Origin of the sequence: Dendrosporobacter quercicolus (assembly GCF_900104455.1) — a bacterium.
Classification (GTDB): Bacteria; Bacillota; Negativicutes; order DSM-1736; family Dendrosporobacteraceae; genus Dendrosporobacter; species Dendrosporobacter quercicolus.
In genome coordinates this window covers 736,902-763,603 of sequence record NZ_FNHB01000001.1, presented here as the reverse complement: position 1 = coordinate 763,603, position 26,702 = coordinate 736,902, and the positions used below count along the sequence as shown (strand labels likewise).

Annotated in this window: 27 protein-coding genes, 4 tRNA genes, 1 other RNA gene and 2 riboswitches; of the genes, 29 read left to right on the top strand and 3 right to left on the bottom strand. The window is 46.5% G+C overall.

Annotated features, from left to right (window positions below):
- Positions 1-91: 91 nt before the first annotated feature.
- The 4 genes from recO (at position 92) to glyS (ending at position 4,674) form a co-directional block, all read left to right on the top strand.
- Positions 92-841: a DNA repair protein RecO gene (gene recO, locus BLR06_RS03760; protein WP_092068462.1), complete on the top strand. Its 750-nt coding sequence runs from the start codon at positions 92-94 to the stop codon at positions 839-841.
- Positions 842-910: 69 nt separating this feature from the next.
- Entirely contained in the window at positions 911-1,354 is a 444-nt protein-coding gene (locus tag BLR06_RS03755) for a DUF4342 domain-containing protein (RefSeq protein ID WP_092068459.1), read from the top strand.
- A gap of 379 nt (positions 1,355-1,733) precedes the next feature.
- Positions 1,734-2,609, top strand: a complete 876-nt coding sequence (glyQ, locus tag BLR06_RS03750; protein ID WP_092068456.1) for a glycine--tRNA ligase subunit alpha — start codon at positions 1,734-1,736, stop codon at positions 2,607-2,609.
- Position 2,610: 1 nt separating this feature from the next.
- A complete protein-coding gene (gene glyS / locus BLR06_RS03745; protein WP_092068453.1) occupies positions 2,611-4,674 on the top strand; it encodes a glycine--tRNA ligase subunit beta in 2,064 nt (687 codons plus the stop codon).
- 61 nt (positions 4,675-4,735) lie between these two features.
- On the opposite strand, the gene BLR06_RS03740 is transcribed toward glyS, so the two are convergent.
- Complete coding sequence (locus BLR06_RS03740; RefSeq protein ID WP_092068450.1) at positions 4,736-5,209, bottom strand: LptA/OstA family protein; 474 nt, start codon at positions 5,207-5,209, stop codon at positions 4,736-4,738.
- 127 nt (positions 5,210-5,336) lie between these two features.
- Here BLR06_RS03740 and BLR06_RS03735 point away from each other — a divergent pair, with 127 nt between their 5' ends.
- The 14 genes from BLR06_RS03735 (at position 5,337) to rnpB (ending at position 15,964) form a co-directional block, all read left to right on the top strand.
- The gene (locus BLR06_RS03735; RefSeq protein WP_092068447.1) at positions 5,337-6,335 is read left to right on the top strand and encodes a deoxyguanosinetriphosphate triphosphohydrolase; all 999 of its coding nucleotides are present in this window, start codon (positions 5,337-5,339) and stop codon (positions 6,333-6,335) included.
- Positions 6,336-6,939: 604 nt separating this feature from the next.
- Positions 6,940-8,745 carry a DNA primase gene (gene dnaG, locus BLR06_RS03730; RefSeq protein ID WP_092068444.1) on the top strand — a complete coding sequence of 602 codons (1,806 nt, stop codon included), beginning with the start codon at positions 6,940-6,942 and terminating at the stop codon, positions 8,743-8,745.
- 54 nt (positions 8,746-8,799) lie between these two features.
- Positions 8,800-9,912, top strand: coding sequence for an RNA polymerase sigma factor RpoD (rpoD, locus tag BLR06_RS03725; protein ID WP_092068441.1), 1,113 nt, complete (start codon positions 8,800-8,802; stop codon positions 9,910-9,912).
- Positions 9,913-10,063: 151 nt separating this feature from the next.
- A tRNA-Asn gene (locus BLR06_RS03720) sits at positions 10,064-10,139 on the top strand.
- Positions 10,140-10,185: 46 nt separating this feature from the next.
- Positions 10,186-10,260, top strand: a tRNA-Ile gene (locus BLR06_RS03715).
- Positions 10,261-10,269: 9 nt separating this feature from the next.
- Positions 10,270-10,344 (top strand) — tRNA-Glu (locus BLR06_RS03710).
- Between the two features lie 121 nt (positions 10,345-10,465).
- A tRNA-Val gene (locus tag BLR06_RS03705) sits at positions 10,466-10,541 on the top strand.
- A 161-nt stretch (positions 10,542-10,702) separates the two neighbouring features.
- Complete coding sequence (locus tag BLR06_RS03700) at positions 10,703-11,392, top strand: tRNA (adenine(22)-N(1))-methyltransferase (protein ID WP_092068438.1); 690 nt, start codon at positions 10,703-10,705, stop codon at positions 11,390-11,392.
- The gene (locus tag BLR06_RS03695) at positions 11,383-12,504 is read left to right on the top strand and encodes a Nif3-like dinuclear metal center hexameric protein (protein ID WP_092068435.1); all 1,122 of its coding nucleotides are present in this window, start codon (positions 11,383-11,385) and stop codon (positions 12,502-12,504) included. The genes BLR06_RS03700 and BLR06_RS03695 overlap by 10 nt, the downstream gene beginning before the upstream one ends.
- Before the next feature lie 71 nt (positions 12,505-12,575).
- Positions 12,576-12,684, top strand: a riboswitch (TPP riboswitch).
- A gap of 43 nt (positions 12,685-12,727) precedes the next feature.
- Positions 12,728-12,928 (top strand): sulfur carrier protein ThiS, encoded by a 201-nt coding sequence (thiS, locus tag BLR06_RS03690; protein WP_173812579.1) that lies wholly within the window; start codon positions 12,728-12,730, stop codon positions 12,926-12,928.
- 5 nt (positions 12,929-12,933) lie between these two features.
- Positions 12,934-13,701, top strand: a complete 768-nt coding sequence (locus tag BLR06_RS03685; RefSeq protein WP_092069836.1) for a thiazole synthase — start codon at positions 12,934-12,936, stop codon at positions 13,699-13,701.
- Between the two features lie 23 nt (positions 13,702-13,724).
- Positions 13,725-14,831 carry a 2-iminoacetate synthase ThiH gene (gene thiH, locus BLR06_RS03680; RefSeq protein WP_092068429.1) on the top strand — a complete coding sequence of 369 codons (1,107 nt, stop codon included), beginning with the start codon at positions 13,725-13,727 and terminating at the stop codon, positions 14,829-14,831.
- A gap of 42 nt (positions 14,832-14,873) precedes the next feature.
- The gene (gene thiE, locus BLR06_RS03675) at positions 14,874-15,551 is read left to right on the top strand and encodes a thiamine phosphate synthase (RefSeq protein WP_245698004.1); all 678 of its coding nucleotides are present in this window, start codon (positions 14,874-14,876) and stop codon (positions 15,549-15,551) included.
- 58 nt (positions 15,552-15,609) lie between these two features.
- An RNA gene (rnpB, locus tag BLR06_RS03670) (RNase P RNA component class A) lies at positions 15,610-15,964 on the top strand.
- 63 nt (positions 15,965-16,027) lie between these two features.
- On the opposite strand, the gene BLR06_RS03665 is transcribed toward rnpB, so the two are convergent.
- Complete coding sequence (locus BLR06_RS03665; protein WP_092068426.1) at positions 16,028-16,588, bottom strand: nitroreductase family protein; 561 nt, start codon at positions 16,586-16,588, stop codon at positions 16,028-16,030.
- 210 nt (positions 16,589-16,798) lie between these two features.
- Here BLR06_RS03665 and BLR06_RS03660 point away from each other — a divergent pair, with 210 nt between their 5' ends.
- From BLR06_RS03660 to BLR06_RS03635, 6 genes are all read left to right on the top strand, one after another.
- Entirely contained in the window at positions 16,799-17,437 is a 639-nt protein-coding gene (locus BLR06_RS03660; protein WP_092068424.1) for a TMEM165/GDT1 family protein, read from the top strand.
- A 164-nt stretch (positions 17,438-17,601) separates the two neighbouring features.
- A complete protein-coding gene (gene trxA / locus BLR06_RS03655) occupies positions 17,602-17,925 on the top strand; it encodes a thioredoxin (protein WP_092068421.1) in 324 nt (107 codons plus the stop codon).
- 241 nt (positions 17,926-18,166) lie between these two features.
- The gene (locus BLR06_RS03650; protein WP_092068418.1) at positions 18,167-18,691 is read left to right on the top strand and encodes a HyaD/HybD family hydrogenase maturation endopeptidase; all 525 of its coding nucleotides are present in this window, start codon (positions 18,167-18,169) and stop codon (positions 18,689-18,691) included.
- A gap of 185 nt (positions 18,692-18,876) precedes the next feature.
- A complete protein-coding gene (gene aroH / locus BLR06_RS03645) occupies positions 18,877-19,233 on the top strand; it encodes a chorismate mutase (protein ID WP_217636822.1) in 357 nt (118 codons plus the stop codon).
- 50 nt (positions 19,234-19,283) lie between these two features.
- Positions 19,284-20,282 (top strand): glycosyltransferase family 2 protein, encoded by a 999-nt coding sequence (locus BLR06_RS03640; RefSeq protein WP_092068412.1) that lies wholly within the window; start codon positions 19,284-19,286, stop codon positions 20,280-20,282.
- Between the two features lie 10 nt (positions 20,283-20,292).
- Positions 20,293-20,437: riboswitch (cyclic di-AMP (ydaO/yuaA leader) on the top strand.
- Between the two features lie 6 nt (positions 20,438-20,443).
- Positions 20,444-21,109, top strand: coding sequence for a C40 family peptidase (locus tag BLR06_RS03635; RefSeq protein WP_092068409.1), 666 nt, complete (start codon positions 20,444-20,446; stop codon positions 21,107-21,109).
- Positions 21,110-21,186: 77 nt separating this feature from the next.
- On the opposite strand, the gene BLR06_RS03630 is transcribed toward BLR06_RS03635, so the two are convergent.
- Positions 21,187-22,122, bottom strand: coding sequence for a Na/Pi cotransporter family protein (locus tag BLR06_RS03630; RefSeq protein ID WP_092068406.1), 936 nt, complete (start codon positions 22,120-22,122; stop codon positions 21,187-21,189).
- 246 nt (positions 22,123-22,368) lie between these two features.
- Between BLR06_RS03630 and BLR06_RS03625 the strand changes: the two genes are divergently transcribed.
- The 5 genes from BLR06_RS03625 to sigK all read left to right on the top strand — a co-directional run bounded on the left by BLR06_RS03625 (position 22,369) and on the right by sigK (position 26,672).
- Positions 22,369-22,932, top strand: coding sequence for an HD domain-containing protein (locus tag BLR06_RS03625; protein WP_245698003.1), 564 nt, complete (start codon positions 22,369-22,371; stop codon positions 22,930-22,932).
- 278 nt (positions 22,933-23,210) lie between these two features.
- Positions 23,211-23,642, top strand: coding sequence for a MarR family winged helix-turn-helix transcriptional regulator (locus BLR06_RS03620; protein ID WP_092068400.1), 432 nt, complete (start codon positions 23,211-23,213; stop codon positions 23,640-23,642).
- A gap of 64 nt (positions 23,643-23,706) precedes the next feature.
- Positions 23,707-24,288: an NAD(P)H-dependent oxidoreductase gene (locus BLR06_RS03615; protein ID WP_092068397.1), complete on the top strand. Its 582-nt coding sequence runs from the start codon at positions 23,707-23,709 to the stop codon at positions 24,286-24,288.
- A gap of 710 nt (positions 24,289-24,998) precedes the next feature.
- The gene (gene yyaC, locus BLR06_RS03610; protein ID WP_092068394.1) at positions 24,999-25,583 is read left to right on the top strand and encodes a spore protease YyaC; all 585 of its coding nucleotides are present in this window, start codon (positions 24,999-25,001) and stop codon (positions 25,581-25,583) included.
- A 387-nt stretch (positions 25,584-25,970) separates the two neighbouring features.
- A complete protein-coding gene (sigK, locus tag BLR06_RS03605; RefSeq protein WP_245698002.1) occupies positions 25,971-26,672 on the top strand; it encodes an RNA polymerase sporulation sigma factor SigK in 702 nt (233 codons plus the stop codon).
- Positions 26,673-26,702 lie beyond the last annotated feature (30 nt).

Sequence of the window (26,702 nt, the reverse complement as noted above, 5' to 3'; positions counted from 1 at the left end):
CGTGCAATGATGGCCATACTCGGCAATTTCCGACACCGTCTCAGATCCGGGCGCAACGGCCGGTGGTTAATCAAAATTAATAGAGGTTATTATGTCACAGTATTTAACTGAAGCCATTCTATTGTCGGTTCGTAACTGGGGAGAGGCTGACAAGATGGTTACGGTGTTTTCGCGTAATTACGGCAAAATCACGGCTATTGCTTATGGCTGCCGCCGTCCCCAAAACAGGCTGGCCGGCGTTATGCAGGTTTTCAGTCAGGCTGAGCTGTCAATCATGCCAGGCAAAGGCCTGGATACCATTAAACAGGGAGAGCTGAAGCAGTCGTTCAGGAAAATTAAGGAAAATCTGGATTGTATGGCTTATGCTGCATTTATTAATGAATTGGTAGTCGAATTTTGTCCTGACCGGCAACCGGAACCGCTGATATATGATTTATTAATCCATACCTTCTCTACGATAACCAACCGTAATCCGCGGCTGGTTGCCCTGGCTTCGGCCTGGCAGCTTCTGGCGCTGGCCGGTTATCGGCCGCAGGTCGATTGTTGCGTTCATTGCGGGCAAACGATAGGTCCTGATGAGGCTTATTTTAGTGCCGAAAAGGGCGGCAGTGTCTGTTTACACTGCGAGCATCAGGGGTTGTTGGCTTTTAGCCCTCATTCCCAAGCTTTTACTGCTAATTTACTGGGGCTGGACTGGGAAAACCTGCAGGGCTTTTCAGTAAATGGCGCTACTTTGCGGCAGACCGAACAAATTTTAACAAGTTATGTGGTTTATTTACTGGGTAAGCCGCTAAAATCACTGAATTTTATTCAGCAGGTTGCAGGGGCGCCCGGTGAATAAGGGGCAGTTGGCGGATATTAGGGCTGTATTTGGTTAAACTAACTAAAATTTTGCTGGGGGTATTTTGACATGGAAGAAATTACATTGGAAAAAATTGATATTATCCGGGAACGTATCGGCGTATCCTACAAGGAAGCCAAAGAAATACTGGAACGCAACAACGGCAACGTGATTGAGGCTTTGGTGGATGCAGAAAATACTACGCAAAGCAATAGCTGGACCGAGGAGTTTTCCGTCCGGTCAAATGAAGTCATGGACCGGGTGAAGGAACTCATTCGTGAGGGCAATGTCAATCGAATTAGAATCAAGCATGATGGCCGGACCCTGGTGGAAATTCCGGTGGCCTTGGGAGCAATCGGCGCAGTTGTTCTGCCCCAGCTGGCGGCGCTTGGCGTGCTGGTGGCTGTTTTTAAGCGTTGTACCATTGAGGTTGTCCGTACCGGCGAGGAGAACGAAACGCCTGATGACAACCGGGAAAACGACGCCAGGGATGAGCATAATAACCCATTATAGCCGTTGACAAGACGGCGGGTTTTTGCTATATTTTAAGTAAATTAAGGCAATGCGGGAAAAAGTAGCCTGGAAAAACCAGCGAATCAGGGGAAGTGTGAGCCTGATCCATTCAGGCGAAAGGCCTTCCCAAGCTGCAAGAGGAAAGCAACGATGATCAGTCGCTGCCGTAAAACTTGCAATATCCTCAAGGTGGGCCAGGCAGGCCAATCAGGGTGGAACCGCGGGATGAACATTCCGTCCCTGTAACTTTTTTGTTACTGGGCGGGATGTTTTTGTTATACGGTCAGAAAACTGCCGCGGAAGATTTCCGTTTTTGCCAAGTCCCGGCGTAAGCCGGGTTTTCCCATGCATTTGTCGTTATCAAGGAGGTAGTGTATTCATGAATTTTCAGGATATTATCCTGACTCTGCAAAATTTTTGGGCGGGTCAAAAATGCATTCTGGCTCAGCCTTATGACGTAGAAAAAGGGGCCGGCACGATGAATCCGTCAACTTTTCTCCGGGCTCTTGGTCCGGAACCCTGGAATATTGCCTATGTTGAACCTTCACGCCGCCCAACCGACGGGCGTTATGGCGAAAATCCCAACCGCCTGTTTCAGCATCATCAATATCAAGTCATTATGAAGCCGTCACCGGCTAATATTCAGGAACTGTACTTAGCCAGCCTGGCCAAATTGGGGATTGATCCTGATAAGCATGACATCCGGTTTGTTGAAGATAACTGGGAATCGCCGACGTTAGGCGCCTGGGGACTGGGCTGGGAAGTCTGGCTTGATGGCATGGAAATTACCCAGTTTACTTATTTTCAGCAAGTCGGCAGTATCGATGTCAAGCCGGTTTCCGTTGAAATAACCTACGGTTTGGAACGTCTGGCCATGTACATTCAGGGCAAAGAAAATGTTTATGATTTAACGTGGGTGGAAGGCGTTACTTATGGTGACGTATTCCATCGCAATGAAGTGGAGCAATCACATTATAATTTTGAACTTGCCGATACCGCACTATTGTTTCAGTTATTTGATCTGTACGAAAAAGAGGCGGTAAGAATTGTTGAGCTGGGTTTTGTCCTGCCTGCTTACGACTATGTTCTTAAATGCTCCCACTCCTTTAATTTACTTGATGCTCGGGGGGCAATCAGTGTAAGCGAGCGGACCGGCTTCATCGGCAGGGTCCGCAATATGGCCAGGTTATGTGCGCAGGCTTATTTGGAACAAAGAGAAAAGCTGGGCTATCCGCTGCTCAAGGGGGGGATTTGATATGACAAAAGATTTACTGCTGGAAATTGGCACGGAAGAAATTCCGGCCCGCTTTATGCCTGATATTTTAACTCAGTTTAAAACCATAGCTGCAGCAAAACTGGCTGAACTGAGAATTGCGCATGGCGAAGTCCAGGTTGTTGGAACCCCGCGGCGGTTAGCGCTGGTGGTAAGAGAAGTCGTGGAAAAACAGGCCGATCATGAAAGTATCAATAAAGGTCCGTCGGTAAAAATAGCATTTGATGAGCATGGACAGGCCACAAAAGCCGCTCAGGGCTTCGCCCGAGGGCAGGGCGTTGATGTGTCGGAACTGCTGGTGAAAGAAGGCTATGCTTATGCCGTAGTTCATGAGGCCGGCCAGTCTGTCAGCCAGCTCTTGCCAACCCTGCTGCCTGAAATGATTCATGCGCTTAGCTTTCCGAAAAATATGCGCTGGGCTGATCTTGACCTGCGCTTTGTCCGGCCGATCAGGTGGCTGCTGGCCTTATTCGGGCAGGAGGTAATTCCCTTCACCATTGCGGATGTAGCTGCCGGGAATACTACATTCGGCCATCGTTTTTTAAGCAAAGGTCCAATTCGCATTGATTCGGTAAATGACTATTTTGCCAGACTGGCCCAAAACCATGTGATGGTGGATCAGAACGTCCGGCGTCAGGTTATCCGGGAACAAATCGAGAAGCTTGCCCAGGGTCAGGGCGGTGTTGCGGCAATTGATGAAGCTTTGCTGGAAGAGGTAACATACCTGGTGGAGTATCCGACCGCACTATGCGGCAGCATTGAGGAAAAATATCTTGCATTGCCGCCTGAGGCTGTAATTACGCCGATGCGGGAACATCAGCGCTACTTTCCGGTGGTAACCGCGGCCGGCAATTTGCTGCCGGTGTTTATTACTGTGCGCAATGGCGGATCTGATTATATCGATATCGTCCGGCACGGCAATGAGCGGGTGTTGAGAGCCAGACTGGCTGACGCCCAGTTTTTCTTTGAGGAAGACAAAAAAATACCGCTGGGCGAGCGGTTGGAAAAGTTGAAAACGATTGTTTTTCAGGAGGGACTTGGCAGTTTGTATGATAAAACTGTCCGGCTGGAGGCTTTGTCCAGACTCATTGCAGTTGAAGCCGGAATGGCGGAAAGCCTGCTGCCTGATTTGATTCGCGGGGCGCAACTGGCCAAGGCTGATTTAGTGACCGGTATGGTTTATGAATTTACTGAGCTTCAAGGCATTATGGGCCGGGAATATGCTTTGCTCAGCGGTGAAACCCGCGTAGCGGCCGATGCTATTTTCGAGCATTATCTGCCGCGCTTTGCCGGAGACCAGCTGCCGGTGTCGGCGGCCGGGCGGGCGATCAGTATCGCCGACAAAATAGACAATATTGTCGCAACCTTTAGCCGGGGATTAATTCCGACCGGCTCTCAGGACCCTTACGCCTTACGCCGTCAGGCTTTGGGAATTGTTCATATTTTGGTTGACGCCAGGGTTCATCTGTCACTGGGGCGGATAATCGCTCAAGCGATGGACTTATTGGCAATCAAGGAAACCGGACGCCGGGAAAAGCTGGCCAACGAAATCCAGGATTTCTTCCGGCTGAGAATAAAAAATGTGCTGGCAGATGATAAGCTGAGTTATGATGTCATTGATGCTGTCGTTGCCATCGGACATGATGATATTTATGATACCTGGCTGAGGGCCAAGGCGCTTGGCGCTAACGCTCAAACGGAAGCGATGCAGAAAACCATTCAGGCCTTTACCCGGGTTGGCAACCTGGCTAAGCATGCTGCCGGCGATCAAGTGGATCGCACTCTTTTTTCAACAGAGGCGGAAGCCGGTCTATATGAGGCCTACCTTACTGCAAATGCCAGGATTACCCAGTCTGCTGCCAAACACGATTATTGTGCGGTTTTGGCCAGCATGGCTGCGCTGGCGGCCCCGATTGACGCATTTTTTGATGCGGTAATGGTAATGGCTGAGGATAGCTCAGTCAGAAATAACCGGTTGGCCTTGTTGAACTCAATTGCCGGGCTGACAACCAACATGGCTGATTTCAGCAAAATTGTAACCGGATAGTTCGAAAAATGCACCCCGGAGGAACACAACTGCTGTGTGTTCGACTCCACGGGTGCATTTTTTATAAAATAGTATTGGTTTTAATATTGTACTCTACACTGTCGGCAGTCCAAGTATTGCCGTTCTGAGTAACCCGGACATTTCCCCTGAAGATTGCCCGTTTGGTTTTCCAGTTATAATCGGCCTGACTGGCCGTAATTTGCAAGCCGGCGCGGGAAAAATTAACCGAACCGTCAATGCGGGCTGTTCTCAGACTGCCCTGAACATAAACCGAATTTCCGGTAAAATAAATATTATCCTGCGTAACGGTAATTCCGTCATAACCCCACACTTCGCGGGAGGTCATACTAACCCGGGCCTTACCGGCTGTAATGATGCGATTGCCGGTTTCGACGCGGACATTGCCGTTTAACACATAATGACCGCTGTTGATATCAAAATATGTATGATCAGCAGTGATTACCGGTTTAGCGGCAACAGCGGTTGTCAATAGTAATAAAAGCAGCGCTGTGACGAGTAGTATTTTAGTTTTCATTAAGAAAACACCAGCCTTTCTGCTTTTATTATAGCAAACAATGCTGGTTAAAGGGTATGTAAATATTGTTAAAAATACTATGCCTTAACAAAATCCGGCGGTATAATGTTAGAAAGGAGGGCTGATAATGACTGTACGGGAGCGGATAGAAGCGCAGGAATACAAAAATTTATCTCCGTTTGCCAGTAAAAGCAGGGATGCCGTGCGCGCCAAACAAGAAGAGGTTTGTAATTTCAGGACAGCTTTTCAACGGGATCGTGACCGCATTATCCACTCTAAAGCCTTTCGGCGACTTAAGCATAAAACGCAGGTCTATATATCACCTGGCGACCATTACCGTATGCGGATGACGCATAGCTTGGAAGTGGCTCAGATCTCCCGGACAATTGCAAGGGGATTGATGCTGAATGAAGACTTAACGGAAGCCATTGCCCTGGGGCATGATGTTGGCCATACGCCTTTTGGACATTCCGGTGAATATGCGTTAAGAGAAATTATTGGCCATTATCATCATAATGAACAAAGTTTGCGGATTGTGGAGCATTTGGAACGGAACGGCGCAGGGCTGAATCTGACACTGGAAGTTAAGGATGGAATTGTCAATCATACCGGGGATAATCAGCCGTTTACCCTGGAAGGCAATATTGTGCGAATTGGTGACAGAATTGCCTATCTATGCCATGATTATGATGATGGGATCAGAGCAGGCATGATCAAACCTGACGATCTGCCGCCGATTGTGGCGGCGGTATTGGGGGTTAAGCCCTCTGACATGATTACCGCAATGGTGTCTGATATGATTACCGCTTCTGAAGGCAAAACGCAAATCACGATGTCAGAGGAAATAAGAGCCGCAATGAACGAATTGCGTAAATTCATGTTTTCTGCTATTTATCATTCGGCTGACCTGGAGCCTGACCGCAAAAAGGCAGCCTATGTCATTCATAAGCTCTATGAGTATTATATGTCTAATCCCGGCGCATTGCCGCAGGAATTTTTGGATCGGGAGGAACGCTGGGGTCTGCAGACTACGGTAGTTGATTATATCGCCGGCCTAACCGATTTATTTGCCGTCAATTTATTTGAAAAATTATTTATACCCTCCAAATGGGTGATTCCGAAATAAGAAGCAAAGGGGAAAAAGCCTGGCAATGTTGTCAGGCTTTTTATTATCAAATTTATTCTTTTTTGTCAAGAGGTAAAAAAGGATATTTATTGTTTCTATTGAATATAAATGTAAATAAGATTGCCGTCTCTGTAATTTCTAAAATTGCAGGATGAATGCCGCCGGTTTTTTGTTCAGCCAGGCAAAGGAGCCTCGCGGGTCAAAAAATTTGCTGCAATTACCCATGCATAAAAGGGTACATGAAAAACGCTGCATTTTAGCGGTCTTTTTCCGCATTGCTTCGTGTCGCCGCCTTACCCAGGTCCGATCACTGCGGTTCCTGGGCCTTGCATTGCGCGCATGAATCCTCGGGAAGTAACCATCGTTTTTAACGCAGACCAGTACCGGCAATTATTGGGCAGGAGTAATGGAGGAATATGTAGAATAAAGTCAAACCGTTGATAATTAAATCGGGTATTCGCTGGTTGCGAGCTTGCATGAAGCAGGAAATTTAAAAAAAACAGCGAAATCATGAAATGTAGTGTAGTAATGTATATATCATTTAATTTTGTACTATAATGTAATGAAAATCATTGGTATACAGGGCGCTATAAAGGGTGAACTTATGAAAGATACAGCTTACGATGAGTTTATTGAAAGGTTGCGCTCGCAAAGTGATATTGTCAGCATTATATCGGACTATGTTCCTTTGAAAAAGAAGGGGAAAAATTATTGGGGCTGTTGTCCGTTCCATCAGGAAAAATCCCCGTCGTTTTCAGTTACTCCAGATAAGGGCTTTTTTTATTGCTTTGGTTGTCATACCGGAGGAAACGTTTTTAATTTTTTAATGAAAATTGAAAACGTTGTATTTATGGATGCGGCAAAAATTCTGGCCCGGCGGCTGAATATTCCCTTACCGCAAAAGGAAAAGTCAGCAGAGGAAATTGCCAGGGAAAAAGAACTGGCTAAACTGTGGCAGGCAAATGTACTGGCCAGAGATTTTTTTCATGCCTGTCTGACAAAAACAAGTTATGGCAAGCCTGCGCGGGAGTACTTAGCCCGCAGAGGCATTTCCGATGAAATGATTACTGCTTTTAAGCTGGGTTTTGCACCTCAAGCCTGGGATAAATTGTCCACAGCATTTACTGAGCGTGGTATTGAAGCGAAAGTTATGCTTAAAGCAGGCCTGGCAGTTGAGCGTACGTCCGGTTCGGGGGTATTTGACCGATTTAGGAATAGAATCATTTTTCCCATCTGTGATTTGCGGGGCAGAGTCGCCGGTTTTGGCGGCAGGGTAATGGATGATAGTCAGCCTAAATACTTAAACACGCCTGAAACGCCGATTTTTAATAAGCGAAATATGCTCTTCGGCTTTGACAGTGCTCATAAAGTTATTCGTCAAACAGGTAAGGCGGTTGTTGTCGAAGGGTATATGGATGTAATTACAGCCCGCATTTTCGGCATAAATAATACTGTTGCGTCCTTGGGTACTGCGTTTACTGTCGAGCAGGCTAAACAACTGATGCGATACACAGACGAATTTATTTTTGCTTACGACAGTGATGCAGCCGGACAAATGGCGACAATGCGGGCATTGGCGATTGTGCGCAATCTTGGCGCCGCAGTAAAGGTGATTTCCATTCCGGATGGCAAGGACCCTGATGAGTTTATCGCCAAACATGGCGCCGCCGCTTTTCAGACTTTAATTGATGAGGCTGCCCCATTATTGGATTACCAGGTCAGACAGGCTTTGCAGGAAATTGATTATTCCAATCTGGAAGGTAAGGTAGCAGTGGTAGCCAGGGTAGTTCCAGCTTTGGCGGAGGCCGATAATGCAGTTGAAGTAAACGCCTATATTGCCCGGATATCACAAAGCTTAGGCATTGATGAAAGTGCGATAAGAAGTGAAGTCGGCAAGTTTTTAGCCCAATCCCAAAAGGATAAAAATGTAAAAATGGGGAAAACTATAAAAGTGGTATCACTATCTAAAACGATTGATAGTGCGCTAATACAAGCTCAAAGACATATTATCCGGTTGATTTGGGAAGATGATACTATTATACCATATATTCAAGCGCAATTGAGTGTTGAAGAATTTCAAGGCGAACAACATCGCGAAATAATAAAACTATTCTTTGATGCGCATCATCTGGGGAAAAATTTGCAGGACTATACGCTGTCGATGACGTTGAATGAGGCGGCAAATACCGAATTATCGCATATTTTATTGATAGATATACAAAATACCGATGTTTCCAGGGAGATTGATGATTGCATCAAAACCATCAGACTTGCCGGCCTGAAGCATCTGTATGAGCAACATCGGCTGAAGGCTGATGAATTAGAACGCATGGGGGATAGTCGCTTTCTGCAGGAATTAGCAGAAAGTCAGCGAATAAAACATGAAATTAGCAAATTACATTATTCATAAGCTAACTGGAGCAAATCCTTTAGTCGCGGCAGCCACGGGGAGGAGGGGAGCAAAATGACTGAGAAAAAAAATATATCAAATGATAATGTAGATAAATTATTAAATAAAGGTAAAAAGCGTGGTGGCGTAATTACCTACGGCGAAATCATGGACACTCTCCAAAGCGAAGACTTATCTCCTGATGAGATTGACGACATGTATGAAGTGTTTTCAAGCAAGGGAATTGAAATCGTTGATGAGATTCCCGATGTTGAAACGCTGGATGATCCGGATATTTCCGATATGGAAGAGGTTACTCCTGAAGAAGTTGATATTGACTTATCTATTCCTGAAGGAATTAGTATTGATGATCCGGTTAGAATGTATCTTAAGGAAATTGGACGGGTGCCATTACTGACTGCTGATGAAGAGATTCAGCTGGCTAAGCGGATGGAAAACGGCGATGAGGAAGCTAAGCGGCGGCTGGCTGAAGCTAACCTGCGTTTAGTGGTCAGTATTGCCAAAAGATATGTCGGCAGGGGAATGCTGTTTTTAGATTTAATCCAGGAAGGCAATTTGGGTTTGATTAAGGCTGTCGAAAAGTTCGATTACAATAAGGGTTACAAGTTTAGTACTTATGCCACCTGGTGGATTCGCCAGGCGATCACGAGAGCGATTGCCGACCAGGCCAGAACGATTCGGATTCCCGTGCATATGGTGGAAACGATTAATAAACTTATCCGGGTGTCCCGGCAATTGCTGCAGGAACTGGGGCGTGAGCCTGTACCGGAAGAAATTGCCCGTGAAATGGATATCAGTGTGGACCGGGTGCGCGAAATTATGAAGATTGCCCAGGAACCGGTGTCGTTAGAGACGCCAATTGGCGAAGAAGAAGATTCCCATCTGGGTGATTTCATTGAAGACCAGGATGCCCCGGCGCCGGCGGAAGCCGCCTCATTTATGCTGTTAAAAGAGCAACTGGAGGAAGTTCTGGAAACTCTTACCCCGCGGGAAGAAAAAGTATTGCGGCTGAGATTCGGCCTGGATGACGGGCGGGCCAGAACATTGGAAGAAGTAGGCCAGCATTTTGGTGTTACCAGAGAGCGTATCAGGCAGATTGAAGCAAAAGCATTACGTAAGCTCCGGCATCCTAGCAGGAGCAAAAAGCTTAAAGATTTCTTAGAATAATGAACAGTGTAGGCTTCTTGAATTAAGCGATTTATACAGATAGGACGCCAGTGGTTGCCCGATCGGCGGGCAGGAAGTTATTTTTCAAATCATTGAAAAAGTTCTTGACATAACATTTTGATTGTCCTATAATAGTATTCGTTGACGATATTCCTCGATAGCTCAGTTGGTAGAGCAATCGGCTGTTAACCGATCGGTCGTAGGTTCGAGTCCTACTCGAGGAGCCAATACAAAATACCGGCAGCTCTAAGTTTGCTGCCTTCACTATTTTTTGGGCCTATAGCTCAGTGGTAGAGCAGCCGGCTCATAACCGGCTGGTCCCTGGTTCGAACCCAGGTGGGCCCACCAATTTTATACGGCCCGTTGGTCAAGCGGTCAAGACACCGCCCTTTCACGGCGGTATCGGGGGTTCGATTCCCCCACGGGTCACCAAATCAGCTATTAGATGTTGGGCCTTGGCTATTGGATAAATTCATTAGACAGGTCTGACGATAAATAAGGAAGATGTTAGGTGGAGGTCCAAAATCCAAAGTCTAATATCCAAAATCCAAACGGGCGATTAGCTCAGCCGGGAGAGCGCCTGCCTTACAAGCAGGATGTCGGCAGTTCGATCCTGTCATCGCCCACCATTGATAAAATGAATGCAAAGCATATGCTTTGCATTTTTTGTACGGATAGAAAGATCAACTGGCGGCGACGCGCCGCTGAAAGCTTTGCTTAAGCCGTCGTTTTTTCCATACCAATATGGGAGAAGATAATAAGAAAACGATTTGGTTATGGGGTGGTACTTTTGAAGCTGGGTGAGCGGCTTGCGGCAATTGCCGCAATGGTGCCGGATAATTCCAGGTTAGCCGATATCGGCACCGACCATGCGTATTTGCCAATGTTTTTACTGAACCGGAAAACAATTACAGCTGCAGTTGCCGGAGAACTAAACCGCGGTCCTTACCGGATGGCGCAGGAGACGATTAAGCAGGCCGGGCTTGAAGGTCAAATAACATTACGTCTGGGCAACGGTCTGTCCGTCATTGCGCCTTTGGAGGTTGATGTCGCAGTCATTGCCGGCATGGGGGGCGGCACAATTGCCGATATCCTGACGGAAGCGCCGGCAGTTGTCGATGCGCTGTCGCAAATCATAGTTCAGCCAATGAACGCTGCCGCCGTTGTCCGTCACTGGTTTGTTGAGCATGATTGGACGATTTATGATGAAGCGTTGGTCAAAGACGACGGCCGGTTATATGAGATTATCGCTGCCAGGCCGGGTATTAGTGATAGTTTCGCGCCAATATTATATGAGATCGGTCCGGTTTTGTGGTGTAAGCGCCCGCCATTATTGCGGGAGCATATTGGAAATTTGATTGCCCAGTCGAAACGGGTTTTGCTGGCAATGGGAATTAGCGATCAAGCCAGGGGTACGGAAAAGTACGGCCGGTACAATTTAAAAATCAAAGAATTGGAGTTGAGGTTAGCATGTCTGTAAAATGCCAGGTAATTATTGAAGCCATGGATAAACTGGCGCCGCGTTATTTGGCGGAAGACTGGGATAATGTGGGACTGCTGGCCGGCAGTCCGGCTCAGGAGATCAATGGGATAATGGTATGCCTTGATGTCACCGAGCAGGTTGTTGATACGGCCATAGCCAATGGCGTCAATATGATTATTGCTCATCATCCACTGATTTTCAAGCCTTTAACGCATTTACGCACCGATTCTGCACCGGGAAAGCTGCTGACAAAAGTGATCAAAGCTGATCTGGCCGTCCTGTGCGCCCACACGAATCTGGACATTGCCAATGGCGGTGTAAATGATGTTCTGGCCCGGAAATTGCAACTTGAAAACATTGGGCCATTAACCAATAGCTATCGTGAGCAACTGGTCAAACTGGTTGTTTTTGTGCCAACAGAGCAGGTGGGACAGGTTCAGGCCGCAATTACGCAGGCGGGCGCCGGCCATATCGGCAATTACAGTCACTCTACTTTCCGGACTGAAGGTGTCGGTACTTTTTTACCGGCATCCGGGACAAACCCTTTTATTGGCGAAACAGGCAAACTGGCCCAGGTGCCGGAATTCAGGCTGGAAACGATCCTGCCGGCGAAAATCAGCAATAGAGTAATTAAAGCCATGCTGAAAAGTCATCCTTATGAAGAAGTGGCTTACGATCTTTATCCCTTGAACAATTCAGGTCGGGAATTAGGTTTGGGGCGAATCGGCCATTTGGCGGAGAAAGTCTGCCTGGCGGATTTTGCGAGAGCGGTTAAGCAGTCGCTGGGGCTTAGTCAGATTCGTTTGTCGGGGGATTTGAAGCAACTAATCCATAAGGTTGCCGTCTGCGGCGGCAGCGGGGCAGGCTTAATCAAAAGAGCGGCTTTTATGGGTGCAGACGCCTTAATTACCGGCGATCTTAAGTACCACGAAGCGCAGGATGCACTAGCACTGGGCATTGCCGTAATCGACGCCGGCCATTATGCAACCGAGGCGCCGGTGGTAGAGGCTGTTATCGAATATCTGCGGGAATGCTCTGCAGCAGGCAGATGGTCAGTGGATTTTTACGCAGATCAATTTGGCCGGGATGTTTTTCAGGTGGTTTTGTGAGTAAACTTTATTGACTGTACCAATCATTCGTTATACAATAAATGTAATCCATATGGATTTATAAAATTACATAAGTTTGCCGGGGGAGCTCATGTTATGGGCTGAGAGTGGGCTTTAAGCACCAGACCTCTTAACCTGATCGGGATAATGCCCGCGTAGGAAAGGTAAATAAGCGCGCCTGAACCTATTCGGGAGCGCTTTAATTTTTTAGGAGCTGATGAGGATGCGGTTGCTGGTAAACGGCCGTGAAGTGGAGATCGCCGATGGTCTGTCGATTGCAGGATATGTTGCAGAACGGAGTCTGATTCCGGAGCGGATTATTGTTGAACATAATGCTGAAATTATTAACAGAGACCAATGGGAAACCGTTGTTTTAAACGAGGCCGATCAATTGGAAATATTAACTTTTGTAGGTGGAGGCTGAGGATGATGCAGGATGTGTTGAGACTTGGCGGGCGTGAATTAAAAAGCCGGTTGTTTTTGGGTACAGGTAAATTTGCAAATAAAATGATTCCGCAAGTGATTGCGGCTTCAGGAGCGGAGGTTGTCACTGTAGCTCTGCGGCGGGTTGATCTGGAACAGGGTGAAGAAAATATTACTGCCTGTATTCCTAAGGAATGTGTTTTACTACCCAACACCTCAGGGGCCCGTAATGCGCAGGAGGCAGTCCGGATTGCCCGTTTAGCCCAAGCGATGGGGTGCGGCAACTGGATTAAAATTGAAGTGATTTCCGATCATCGCTATCTCTTGCCTGACAACTTCGAAACCATTAAGGCGACGGAAGTTTTGGCAGCCGAAGGCTTTGTCGTTCTGCCTTATATGAGTCCTGACTTGATGGCAGCAAAAAAAATGGTCGAAGCGGGAGCGGCGGCTGTTATGCCGTTGGGCGCTCCGATTGGCAGCAATCGTGGCTTGAAAACCAAAGAACTGGTCAAAATTTTAATTGAGGAGCTTTCCGTGCCGGTGATTGTTGACGCCGGCATCGGCCGGCCTTCACACGCCGCTGAAGCGATGGAGCTGGGGGCTGCGGCAGTATTGGTAAACACTGCCGTGGCAACCGCTAACGATCCGGTGGCAATGGGGCGGGCTTTTGGCCTGGCCGCCGAAGCCGGGCGCACAGCCTTTCGCGCCGGGCCCGGGGCTGTCAGCGATTATGCCAGCGCATCATCGCCCTTAACCGGGTTTTTACACGATTAATCAAGGATAATGGAGGGGCGCGTATGTCTTTTTTGGCTGAAGTGGATAAGTTTCGTCAATTTGACTATGACGGTTTTTTTGCCAGGCTGACTGACCACGATATTCAAAGAATTATCGGCAAGAACCGGTTAGCGGTTCTGGATTATCTGGCGCTGCTGTCGCCGCGCGCCGAACGGCACCTGGAAGCTATGGCCCGCAGGGCCAATCATTTAACACAGCAGCATTTCGGAAAAACGATGCTGCTGTTTACCCCGCTGTATTTGGCAAACTATTGTGTAAATCAGTGTTTATACTGTGGCTTCAATATTAAAAACAAACTTGAACGAAAGAAGCTTACCCCGGCTGAGGTGGAGGCGGAAGCGAAGATCATTGCGGCGACCGGCTTAAAGCATTTGCTGATTCTTACAGGAGAATCCCAGTCGCAATCGCCGGTCTCCTACATTATTGATTGTGTAGATATATTGAAGAAATATTTTACCTGCATTGGAATTGAAGTGTATCCGCTTACTGAGCAGGAATATGCGCAGACCGTTGCCGCAGGCGTGGACGGATTGACGATTTATCAGGAAGTCTATGATGCCGCTATCTATTCCGAGCTTCACCCGGCGGGTCCCAAGCGCAACTATCAATACCGTCTTGATGCCCCGGAACGGGCTTGCCAAGCAGGAATGAGAACAGTAAATATCGGGGCTTTAATTGGTCTCAATGACTGGCGGTCTGAAGCGTTCTTGACCGGTTTGCATGCTGAGTACCTGCAAAGCAGGTATCCTGAGGTTGAAGTAAGCATATCGCCGCCCAGGATGCGTCCGCATCTGGGCGGTTATCCGCCCAAAGTGGTGGTGAGTGACCGCAATTTAGTGCAATATATCACCGCCTTCAGGCTGTTTATGCCCCGCGGGGGTATCACCGTATCAACCCGGGAAAGCGCTGAATTGCGCAATAATTTATTAAAGCTTGGCGTAACCAAAATGTCCGCCGGCGTATGTACGGCAGTTGGCGGCAGGGTGGATACCGAGAATGTCGGACAATTTGAAATATCGGACGGACGCAGTGTGGTTGAAATGGCCGAAATGCTGTATGCGAATGACTATCAGCCCCTCTACAAGGACTGGCAGGCGCTGGAAGCGTAAAAGATGATAAGTTTAAGGATAATGGTGAATGGGGTGATGTAAGTGCAGCCACGCAGTGGATTAAAAAACTTTATGGAAAGCGATATTTACGGGCTGACTGCTGAGGAGTACTCTTTGGGCCGCAGCAATATAGAGGTTGTAAACCAAATGATTGCCGCGGGGATCAAAGTCATTCAATACCGGGAGAAGAATAAGAAAGCATTTTATATGTATCAGGAGTGTCTGAAAATACGCGAGCAAACCAGGCAGGCCGGAGTAACGTTTATTGTCAATGATCATATTGATTTGGCCATTGCCGTAGGCGCTGATGGCGTGCATATCGGTCAGGAAGACTTGCCGCCCAAGGAAGTCAGGCGGCTGGTAGGCAATTCAATGCTCATTGGTTTATCCACCCATCTGCCGGTTCAGGCTGAAACCGCCGTTAGGAGCGGCGTTGTGGACTACATCGGCGTTGGTCCGATTTTTGCCACGCAAACAAAAAAGGATGTTGGTCAGCCGGTTGGCTGGCCGTATTTGGAATTTGTAGCGAAAAACATAAATTTGCCGTTTGTCGCCATTGGCGGAATAAAAGAACATAATGTCGCCGAAGTGTGCAGGCATGGCGCCAGGATTTGCGCCATTGTTACCGATATTGTCGGCGCTGCCGATATTCCGGCCAAAGTTAAAGCAATCCGGCGGGCGATGGCAGGCAAGGATGAAGTGGGCTTTTCCAGTATATAGCTATTGACTTTAGCCCATGGTAATGGTATTATAATAGTCCAGCTAACAAATAATGTTGTGAGTAGGAAAGATGATCGCGAGTGCTTAGTCATTCGAGGAAAGTCCGGGCTCCACAGGGCAGAGTGCTGGATAACGTCCAGCGAGGGTGACCTCAGGGAAAGTGCCACAGAAATGCAGACCGCCTGATGAATATCAGGTAAGGATGGAACGGTGCGGTAAGAGCGCACCAGCAGTCAGGTGACTGACTGGCTAGGTAAACCCCACTTGGAGCAAGACCAAATAGGGAAGGGATGAAGCGGCCCGCTGAGCCTTCCGGGTTGTGTCGCTGGAGCTGTCAGGCAACTGGCAGCCTAGATAGATGATCGTCACCGCAGCTTTGCGGTACAGAACTCGGCTTATTGAATACTCATAACATAGGAAAAAACCAGGAGATTTTTATCTGCTGGTTTTTTTGTGCGCTTAAAAGAGCGTGCGAATTAGTGCCAAACGATGATTTCAGGCGGTTGTTTTTCTTTGGCTGCAGGCACTGTTTGGGGATAACCGGTGATCATTGGCGCTATCGCAGTATAGGCAGCGGGAATTTCCAGCTGCTGTTTGGCCTCAGGCTGATTCAAATAGGGAGTGGCAAAGCCGATCCAGCAAGTGCCAAGACCCAGGCCATGAGCTGCCAGCATCAGGTTTTGCGCTGCTAAACTGCAGTTTTCGACAGCGTTAAGCCGTATTTGCCTGGCGTAAATAATAATGAGGGTACCGGCATTATAAAAAATGTTGAACTGGGGATTGGTTAACAGGGAACGGTAGTTGTCCAACGCCGGGTCTTGTCTTGGCTGCTTTAATAAAAAGGCTTTGGCCTGACCGGAGAGTTGCTGCAAGAGGTTTGTATCCTGAATAACGGCAAAAGCCCAGGGTTGGGAATTGGTAGCGCTTGGCGCCTGTACGGCGGCTTTCAGCAATTGTTCAATTACCGGCTTTTCCACAGCTGCTGCTGTATAGGTTCTAATTGATCGTCTGTCGCTGATGGCATCAAAAAGTTTCATTGCGGGCAGTCCTCCTTCTGATTATATTGATTATTATGGCAGATCTATTGATTATTATGGCAAAGTTTTCGCAGTATGTAAATAAAAAAGCGCACCGGCATCAAGCCGAAAGTTTTGTATGGCTGTATTTAAATTCATGTAATATTCAGCAGGTATTAAGGCAAACTAACAACATGCTTTTACAGCTAATCTGTCTTAGCGGAGGAATCTATGTTGGCCTTTATCACATCTTTGCTGGCGGTCGTTTTAGCTGAAATGGGAGATAAGACCCAATTGCTGGCGATGGCGTTTGCTACCCGTTATCGCTGGCAAACGGTCATGTGGGGCGTGCTGGCGGCAACCATTTTCAATCATTTGCTGGCCGTGGTACTTGGTGTGTATTTAACTAAATTTGTGCCAATGAACGTTGTCCAAATCGCCGCCGCCGCCGCCTTTATCTTATTCGGCCTTTGGACCATCCGGGGTGATAAGCTGGACAATACGACCGAGAAAACGTCCTATAGTCCGTTCTGGACAGTAGCGATTGCGTTTTTTATTGCCGAGATGGGTGATAAGACACAGCTGGCAACTGTTGCTCTGGCAGCCAGATTCAATACAATACTGCCGGTATGGCTGGGGACTACGGCCGGTATGATGGTTGCCGACGGCATCGGCATCCTGATCGGTATTGTCTTAGGCAAAAAAATTCCCGACAGACTGGTCAAATGGTTTGCCGCGCTGATTTTCATTTTGTTTGGCTTATACGGCTTGTATCAAAATGTTCCGGCCTATTTGCTGACACTGCCGGTCATAATAGGGGTATGCGCTGTTATTATTCTGCTTATTTACCTGGTTCAACGAAATCCTTGATATATCATGTAATAAATAATAATTATCCGAAGATAATTATAGCTAATTTATAAAAAATATTGACTTTCTTTGCAATATTTTCTAAAATAGAATTAGAGAATTGCCAAGAGTTAATTTGAAGGTTTTGATTCATACTAACGAAAATAGATTGGAGGCTGGATGATATGGCTGTAATTAATATTAATGGTGAAAACGATTTCAATGAGAAGGTCTTACAAGCAGATAAACCCACTCTGGTTGATTTTTGGGCTCCGTGGTGCGGGCCTTGCAAATTGGTTGGGCCGGAAGTCGAGGCAGTGGCTGATCAGCATGCCGGAACAGCCGTTGTGGCTAAGGTCAATGTTGATGAGAATCAAACCCTGGCTAGCCGGTACAATGTGATGGGTGTTCCGACCCTTCTGGTAATCAAGAATGGCCAGGAAGTCAACCGGATTGTCGGTTACCGGCCCCGCGCAGAGATAAGTGCCGCCTTGAATGGCGCGAAATAACAAACAACACAGGGGTGCTGCCTGTACATGCCAACCGCATGATAGGGCGCTCCTGCGCGTTTTATATCGCCTGCGGGCCAATATCTAGTGTTTAGCTTTTAGGCAATCGAAAGGTGTCCCTGCGTAAGGCGGGCGGGACGCCTTTTTTGCATTGTGCCGGCGCTGCTAATGAAAATTGCGGGGTTGAGTATACTAGGATTATGATATGTGTTCCTGAACAGGCGGGCAAGGAGGATGGACAATGCCGGAAATCACAGTACTCGGGGTAGGGAATATCTTGCTGCAGGATGAAGGCTTTGGGGTCAGGGTTATTGAGGAGCTTGGCAAAACCTACAATTTTGCTCAAAATGTCGAGGTTCTGGATGGCGGTACACTCGGCTTAGGCCTATTACCCTATTTAAAGGGTACCGATAAGCTGATCATTGTAGACGCAGTAGCCGGAACGCTGGCGCCGGGAGAATTTTATCAGTTTACAGCAAACGAGATAGCGGCTTATTTCGGATCGAGCCTTTCCTTGCATGAACTGGGGCTGCAGGAAGTGCTGGCGGCGTTGGAAATGCTGGAAAAGCCGGTTAAGGATATGGTGATTTTCGGTATTCAGCCGGCCTGCGTAGCTCCTGGCCTGGAGCTGTCGCCGCTGATCAGCGGCAAGGTTGGGCCGGCCATGGAAAAGGTGCTGGAACAATTACGGGTGTGGCAGGTTGAAATAGCGCTGGCTGAAAGCATATCCTTTGCTGGCGGCTGTTGGAAAGGCCGCCGCAGTTAAGTCCGGCAGTTCTCCATCGGCCAATCTTTGCTGTAGTGTATCAGGCATATATTAGAAGAATTAATCTCATTTGACGCCTAATCTGTTTAGGCTATTAAAGCTGAAAAAACTTAGGGTAAATAAAGGAATAAGACCGCCCGGCACCGAATAAAAGCAAAAAGTCTATAAAGGAATGGTGAGAATTGTTGCGTGGCGTCAGGGGAGCAATAACAGTCGAAGCAAATGATCATACTATAGTATGTGAACGGGTAATTGAATTATTAACGGCAATTGTGGCGGAAAATAATATTGCTACCGAGGATATTGGCGCAGTTATTTTCAGCTCCACATCCGATCTGGATGCTGCTTTTCCCGCTGAAGGAGCCCGTAAAATGGGGTGGCAGGAAGTTCCGTTGTTTGGCACGCAGGAGATTGACCGCGCCAACGGCCTGGCAGGGTGTATACGGGTCTTGGTTCTGTGGAATACAGATCTGCCACAGGCCAGGATAAAACATATCTATTTAAGGGATGCGGCCCAATTGCGGCAGGATATAAAGAAGTAAACGGTCTATGCTGCAGCATAGGCTGTTTATTTTGGAGCGGAGAGACAGCTATGAAATCGATTTCAATTGTTGTGCCGGTTTATAATGAGCAGGAAAACATTGAAAACTTTTATGAAGAAGTAGTAAAGTGTATGCAGCCGCTGAATTACGGTTTTGAGCTGATTTTTGTAGATGATGGCTCAAAGGATGCCAGCGCAATGCTATTAGACAGACTGGCGCAAAAGGATGAACGGGTTAGGGCCTTGCTGCTGGCCCGTAATTTTGGTCACCAGATTGCCTTGACCTGCGGATTGGACTATGCTGACGGGGACGCCGTAATAACAATGGATGGCGATATGCAGCATCCCCCGGAAATGCTGCCAATGCTCATCGGAAAATGGGAAGAGGGCTACGAAGTGGTTCAAACTGTCAGGCTTACGACAGAAGGCGTATCGTGGACGAAAACGGCTGCTTCCAATATGTATTATAAAATAATTAACTGGCTGTCTACAGTGCATATTCAGGAGGGCGGTTCTGATTTTCGCCTGATGGATAAGAAGGTTGTCAGCAGCTTTCGCCGGTTCAGGGAACGGGCCAGGTTTATCAGAGGAATGATCGGTGAAATTGGCTACAAGCAGATCAATGTGGAGTTTGTCGCGCCGAAACGCTTTGCCGGGCGCTCAAAGTTTTCACTGAATAAAATGCTGCATTTTGCACTTGACGGTATAACCGCTTATTCTAAACTACCGTTAAGATTTGCCTTTTACATCGGTCTGATCTGTGGTTTGCTCAGTTTGCTTGTTACACTTCATGTTGTATATATCCGGCTTTTTACCGGCGAAGCCGTACCGGGCTGGGCTACCATTTCCGCCAGTATTTTATTGCTGGGCGGATTACAGCTGGCCGGGCTAGGTATTATCGGCGAGTATGTGGGACGAATTTTTGAAGAAGTTAAACAGCGCCCGTTGTATTTGGTCAGCACAGAACTGAAAAAACAGCGTATTTTTGACAATAAAGCATATGAAAAAAATCCGATTGAAGGAAGGATTTTGCATAAAAAGGAAGAATAATATAATTTGAGTATTATAAAAGCCGAATCTACCTCAGGACCGGGGGAACCATCATTAGGGGTGAAATTGTTTTAACAAACTTAAGTGTTAAACACAGTAGGGGGAACCTCAACCCTAACCCGTCAGCTAACCTCGGAGGCTTTGAGAGGGGCAGCCGCCAGTTGAGTAAACTTATGCGTATTGTAGTAATTGTTTTAATGCTGGTCTGTACAGTTTCGATTACCTATGCATCCGGTACTTTTGAGCAAGGCGATCAAGGACAGGATGTAACAGCAATTCAAGAGCGGTTGATTGCTTTGGGGTATGATATCGTCGCCGACGGTGATTTCGGTTCTGCAACGGCAAATGCGGTAAAAGCATTCCAGAGAGATCATGGCCTTGAATCTGATGGCGTTGTTGGCGCTCAAACTTATCTGTCTCTTATGGGGCGGGATATCCCTGTAAGCCGGGATGGCTCCAGTGTAGCGGTAAGACGGATAACGCAAACTTCTTTTCGCTATGTTGGCGTGCCGTACCGGTTTGGCGGTACTAGCCCCAATGGGTTTGACTGTTCCGGCTTCGTGCAATTTGTTTATGGCAATAATGGCGTTAATCTGCCAAGAACGGCGGATCAGCAGTTTGAAATGGGACAGCCGGTATCTTATCAGCGGTTGCAGCCAGGAGATCTTGTGTTTTTCTCCACCTATGCTCCCGGGCCGTCGCATAGCGGCATTTATTTGGGAAATGGCAAGTTTATCAGCTCAACTTCGAGCCGCGGAGTTGTTGTTGACGCATTGGGAAGCGGTTATTGGGGAGCGCGTTATATTGGCGCTCGCAGAGTTTTATAAGATTGTTTTACCCGGGGAGGCGGCAGGCCTCCTTTTTGTTTTTATAAAGGTCATGCCGGAAAAAATTGGAGTGTCGTTTACCAATCCCGGTTTCTGCCGGGAATAAGAAAGATAATTAATTTGGCATATTGTCTGACAAACGGCATTACGACGATTGATGACAATAGGTTAAACAGGGTATGTACGAATGCTATTTGTCCGGCAAAATCGGAACTCAGCATAGCAACAAGCGCTGTAAGCAAGTTAGTGAACGGCAGAAAAATCATAGCGCCTGCAATATTTAATATAATATGGGCGGCAGCTACTCTTTTGGCGGCTAGTGGCGCGGCGGCACCGATGATTAGAGAGGAAATGCATGAACCAATGTTGTTCCCGTATACAACATAGCAGGCTGTGAGCAAATCGACTTTTCCGTCGGCGGCAAAAGCCATCAGCACGGCAGTTGCCGCACTGCTGGATTGAAGCAGGAGGGTGATCAGTATGCCTCCGGCGATGCCGTACAGGGGATTGGTGTTACCGGCGACGATATATTGGATTGCAGTGTTGAGTTCGGAAATATTGCTTAGCGTAGCTGACAGCAATTCTATACCGGCAAAAATACTTAACAGGCCGCTGACAGCCATTGCGGGGTAACGAACTTTTTTTATCAAAATCATAATGATGATAAATAATAGCAATAGGGGGTAGATATAGTGATTTGGCAATGATACCGTCATTAACTGCACAGTGGTGCAGGTGCCGATATTAGCGCCGAGGATAATGCCAAGGCTTTGGTAAAAACTAAGGTAATTGGCGCTGACCAAACCGATGGTGATCAAAGATACGGCTGTGCTGCTCTGCATTAAAGCGGATGTAAAAATCCCCACCAACAGGCCGCGCCAGGGATTGACTGTTATTGTGGTGAGCATTTTACGGAGTTTGCTGCCCAGCAGGTTTTGCAGTCCATGGCGCATGCCGAAAATTCCGCAAAGCAACAAAAATATGCCTAAAGCAGCTGATAATAAAAAATACATTATTAAACCTCCAGTCTATGCTAAATTTATGCAAGAGCATAGCGCAATAGAATTTTGTAATTCCAGGAGGTTTTTGGTACAATTTTAGTATTGCTGCAGCTCGTCAAATCCGGATGAATAGTGCGGGTATTCCGCTCAGCAAGGCGGGGAGCAGGCGTGGATATAGGTAAAGTGACAAAGCAGTAAGTAAAAAAAGAACGCTTAAGAAGCTAGACGGTTCGGTCTTGTATCAGTAAGGAGGAATTGATGATGAACGCCACAAGGGAAGAAGCCTGGAAACTGCTTCAGCAGCATGTTGGTAATGAGTCTTTGCTAAAACACTGTCTGGCGGTTGAGATTGCAATGCGCGCCTATGCTGAAATGTTTTCCGAGGATCAGGAATACTGGGGCGCTGTCGGGCTTTTACATGACATTGACTTTGAGAAATATCCTGATCAGCATCCGTACCAGGCCGGAAGTTTATTGGCGCCGCATGGATTTGACGTCGAATTTATTGCCAACGTAGAATCTCACGATAGAAACTGGCCGGGTGAGCGGACTTTATTGCAAAAAACTCTGCTGGCGGTTGATGAATTAACCGGATTTATTATCGCCTGTGCGCTGGTAAGACCGGATAAAAGCCTTGAGAAGCTTGAAGTCAAGTCGGTAATGAAAAAAATGAAAGACAAAGCTTTTGCCAGGGCGGTAAATAGAGAGACGATTATTACCAGTGCCGACGCATTGGGGGTGGAATTAAAAGAGCACATAGCATATGTGGCCAAAGCTCTGGCGGCAGCCGTCCAAAAGCCGAAATATCAAAAGCTGGCCTAGTGTCTTGACAAAGTTAAATCTTAGCTTAGCCAGCGTATCTTTTTTCGCACTGCTGCGTTGGCCGAAACGGCATAAGGGCAACAAGGGTTTCTGCCTTCGCTGTGCTCGGTACAAACCGTGTTTTCTTTATCGTCGCCTTGCAGATTTTCGATTTGCGCGGCTCCTTCGCCTCGCAGGTCGAAAAAATCTGCGTCCGGTATATTTCCGTGGTGCCAGGTTTTTTGAAGTAATAGAATTCAATACTTGACAATTGTTAGATATCTAAGTATAATAAAAACATGAAGAAAAAAAATGTTGTCGCGCTTACGAGCAGAATAGCGGACAAAGCTCATAAGCTCATTATCCGGGAACTTCAAATCCAGGGGATTAATGGTATCGTTCCCTCCCATGGAGGCATCCTCCTTCTTCTGTTCAGCGGGGAGAAGTATACGATGAAAGTCTTAGCTGAAAGAATTCACAGAACAAAACCAACAGTTACAGTTTTGGTGGATAAGCTCGTGGATCTTGGCTATGTTACTAAGGAAAAGAGCTACGAGGATAATCGAGTGACTTTTATTGCATTAACGGAGAAAGGAGTTGCATTAAAGCCAGTATTTACGATGATTTCAGATAAGCTAAATACAATTGTGTATAATGGTATTTCAGACACAGAGGCAGAAAATTTAGAGAGGATACTGGAAAAAATAAACCACAATTTAGAAGAGTCATAGCTGCGGGTTTAATTAATTTTTTAAGAAAAAAGTTAGATATCGAATAAAAAAGAGGAGTGTAATCATGAAGCATTTAATTCTGTATGCCCATCCAAATCCGAGGAGTTTCAATGCCGCTATCCTGGACAAAACCGTAAAATCGTTGGAAAGTAAAGGTCATCAGGTTATCGTTCGGGATCTCTACCAAATAAATTTTGATCCAGTGCTGAAGGGGTCTGATTTTGAGGCCTTCCAATCCGGGAAGAATCCGGCTGACATTGACAAGGAGCACGGATACATTGCTGAAGCCGATGTAATTATGTTGATTTATCCAATCTGGTGGACTGGAATCCCCGCCATATTGAAAGGGTATATTGACCGAGTCTTTTCTTATGGCTTTGCTTACAAACATGAACAGGGTGTTCCGGTCGGGCTTCTCACAGGTAAAAAAGGATTTATCATTAATACCCAAGGTACTCCAGCTGAGTATTATGACTCAAACGGAATGACAGATTCCATGAAGGAAACATCTGATATTGGTATATTCGATTTTTGTGGAATTGAGTCGGTGGGACATATCTTTTTTGGTGCAGTGCCGTCAGTTGATGATGCGACCCGTAAAGTTATGTTGGAGACATTAAAGGGCAAGCTGGACAGTCTTTTTTAATTTTACTACCTGGGTCTACTGCGATTTTATGAACGGGCATCATGCGAAAAATAAAATCATCGGGTTTCGGGAATTAAAATTAGAATGCCTGGTTTACGATCTAAGTATTGTGAGCAAATAAAAGGGACTTCTGTCATAAATTTGGCAGAAGTCCCTTTCATTTGTAGAATTAAAGATATGTTCTTGGATACTTCCCGCCCAGCTTCATTGGCCGTAACGGCATAAGGGCAACAACGGTTTCTGCTTCGCTGCGCTCGGTACAAACCGGTTTCTTTATTGTGCTTAATTCCGATTCGTGAGTAAGCTTTATATTTCACGCTGCGAATTTATATGGTTGTTTGACTTGTAACAGTTTTTTTGATTGATGCGTAATGATGGCTGTCAGTCATTTTAATTTTAGGCTATTCTATAGGCGGTGCTTATCCTGTTGCCGGTTACAAAAGAGAAATGCACGGGGCTGTTTATTTATGGCTGTAAGACTGGTTTCTATTGTAATAATTAAACTGTTAAGACATATATAAATAATAGCTTAAAACAATCAGCCCTAATATAGGCTGAGGATCATATTGCCAGCATAAGACAACTTCCGGCAATACAGCGCAGCCTGCAAAATCTTGGGCCAACAGAGCTGTGAGGGGTATCGTCTTTACAAATTTCTGCTGAGGAATTACTCATATTGTTTGGGAGCTTATCTGAAGGGGAGCGGGATAATGGGGAAAAAAATCGCTGATAAACTTATTGTTCATCTATCGGATGGCAATGCTGGCATACATTTATATGAGCATTTTCTCAAGCTGCTGGTAAAACAGGAAAACTATGCAGTACGGCCCTGGATTTTTCTTTGTATTGGCTCAGACCGCTATACGGGAGATGCTCTGGGCCCTTTGGTTGGTACGTATTTAGAAGAACATAGCGATGCCATCATTTATGGCAGCCTGGAGTATCCCGTACATGCCGGCAACCTTGAGGAAGTGATTCATAATATTAATCAACAGTATTATTATCCGGTGGTCATTGCCATTGATGCCTGTCTTGGAAAAAGCAATGAAATTGGCAATATCGAGATATGGGAAGGCGGCTTGCATGCCGGCATTGCTGTAGGCAACAGGCTGCCTTACGTCGGACATATATCAATCGTGGGCGTGGTTAACTCCGGAAGTCAGGTTGGCTATCTGGATTTGCAGAATACACCACTTTCTATTGTTGTTAAACTTAGTAAAGCGATCGGCAGAGCGCTGACTGAAGCAATTGCTGCTGTCAGCCCGGCAATTGCAGACAGCGTCGTATCGGGTTAGTACTGTGGTCGCTTAAATATGAGATTAGAATGCAGAGATTTGCGAGGCGGAGAAGCCCGTGCATAGCGGACATAAAATCAATCTTTTCGCGCAACCGCATTCCTGCAGGTGCGGTCTTTTCCGCCTGGCTGAGCAAAAAAATTGGCCGCAATTCTATCTGGAATTTTAAGAGGTACTGATAGATTAAAAAATATTATCCCATAATGCATAGATAGCGACAAGCAGTATAGAGATGAACAGTCCGATATCTGCCAGATAGTTTTCCATAAAGCACACTCCTCAATAGGCCTAACTTAGTATCGGCGATAATTTAAAATTGGTTGACATGCACAATATGACACATTCCGCCATAGAATGAATCACATACTTGGCGGGGGTGGTGGTTCAGTGTCATTTTTAGTGGCTTTAGCGACAACTGTAATAAAAAGTATTTCGTTGCTTGTTGCCTATGTAACAAACAACACCTTTCCTTTACCATTATCCGAAAAGGAAGAGAAGATATACCTGGGGAGATTAAAAAATGGTGATGAAGAAGCGAAAAATATCTTAATTGAGCGGAATCTTCGATTAGTAGCTCACATTGTTAAAAAATTCGATAATACCGGTGAGGATGTTGATGATTTAATTTCTATTGGTACGATTGGCTTAATTAAGGCAATTAATACTTTTGATTTAGCAAAAAAAATCCGGTTAGCCACTTATGCGGCACGTTGCATCGAAAATGAGATTTTAATGCATCTTCGTAGTACGAGACGAATTAGATCTGAAGTCAGTTTGTATGATCCTATTGGAGTAGATAAGGAGGGCAATGAAATTACGCTGATTGATGTTTTGGGAACAGCCCCCGATGTTGTTGCCGAAGCGGTAGAAAACCAATGTGAGCATGAACGGTTAAACAAACAAATCAGCCGGTTGAGCAGCCGGGAGAAATGGGTATTGGAAATGCGGTTTGGCATGCCGGATGGAAGCCGGAAAACCCAGCGTGATATCGCCAAGATGCTAGGGATTTCACGTTCTTATGTGTCAAGAATTGAAAAACGGGCCATTGTAAAGCTGGGTAAAAATTTAGCGGCTGAAGATAATAATTAGTAATCAAATGATTGTTTATTTATTATAACA

Coding starts and splice junctions, on each gene's coding strand:
- recO (WP_092068462.1), top strand. CDS start 92: ATGTCACAGTATTTAACTGAAGCCATTCTATTGTCGGTTCGTAACTGG.
- BLR06_RS03755 (WP_092068459.1), top strand. CDS start 911: ATGGAAGAAATTACATTGGAAAAAATTGATATTATCCGGGAACGTATC.
- glyQ (WP_092068456.1), top strand. CDS start 1,734: ATGAATTTTCAGGATATTATCCTGACTCTGCAAAATTTTTGGGCGGGT.
- glyS (WP_092068453.1), top strand. CDS start 2,611: ATGACAAAAGATTTACTGCTGGAAATTGGCACGGAAGAAATTCCGGCC.
- BLR06_RS03740 (WP_092068450.1), bottom strand. CDS start 5,209: ATGAAAACTAAAATACTACTCGTCACAGCGCTGCTTTTATTACTATTG.
- BLR06_RS03735 (WP_092068447.1), top strand. CDS start 5,337: ATGACTGTACGGGAGCGGATAGAAGCGCAGGAATACAAAAATTTATCT.
- dnaG (WP_092068444.1), top strand. CDS start 6,940: ATGAAAGATACAGCTTACGATGAGTTTATTGAAAGGTTGCGCTCGCAA.
- rpoD (WP_092068441.1), top strand. CDS start 8,800: ATGACTGAGAAAAAAAATATATCAAATGATAATGTAGATAAATTATTA.
- BLR06_RS03695 (WP_092068435.1), top strand. CDS start 11,383: ATGTCTGTAAAATGCCAGGTAATTATTGAAGCCATGGATAAACTGGCG.
- thiS (WP_173812579.1), top strand. CDS start 12,728: ATGCGGTTGCTGGTAAACGGCCGTGAAGTGGAGATCGCCGATGGTCTG.
- BLR06_RS03685 (WP_092069836.1), top strand. CDS start 12,934: ATGCAGGATGTGTTGAGACTTGGCGGGCGTGAATTAAAAAGCCGGTTG.
- thiH (WP_092068429.1), top strand. CDS start 13,725: ATGTCTTTTTTGGCTGAAGTGGATAAGTTTCGTCAATTTGACTATGAC.
- BLR06_RS03665 (WP_092068426.1), bottom strand. CDS start 16,588: ATGAAACTTTTTGATGCCATCAGCGACAGACGATCAATTAGAACCTAT.
- BLR06_RS03660 (WP_092068424.1), top strand. CDS start 16,799: ATGTTGGCCTTTATCACATCTTTGCTGGCGGTCGTTTTAGCTGAAATG.
- trxA (WP_092068421.1), top strand. CDS start 17,602: ATGGCTGTAATTAATATTAATGGTGAAAACGATTTCAATGAGAAGGTC.
- BLR06_RS03650 (WP_092068418.1), top strand. CDS start 18,167: ATGCCGGAAATCACAGTACTCGGGGTAGGGAATATCTTGCTGCAGGAT.
- BLR06_RS03640 (WP_092068412.1), top strand. CDS start 19,284: ATGAAATCGATTTCAATTGTTGTGCCGGTTTATAATGAGCAGGAAAAC.
- BLR06_RS03630 (WP_092068406.1), bottom strand. CDS start 22,122: ATGTATTTTTTATTATCAGCTGCTTTAGGCATATTTTTGTTGCTTTGC.
- BLR06_RS03625 (WP_245698003.1), top strand. CDS start 22,369: ATGATGAACGCCACAAGGGAAGAAGCCTGGAAACTGCTTCAGCAGCAT.
- BLR06_RS03620 (WP_092068400.1), top strand. CDS start 23,211: ATGAAGAAAAAAAATGTTGTCGCGCTTACGAGCAGAATAGCGGACAAA.
- BLR06_RS03615 (WP_092068397.1), top strand. CDS start 23,707: ATGAAGCATTTAATTCTGTATGCCCATCCAAATCCGAGGAGTTTCAAT.
- yyaC (WP_092068394.1), top strand. CDS start 24,999: ATGGGGAAAAAAATCGCTGATAAACTTATTGTTCATCTATCGGATGGC.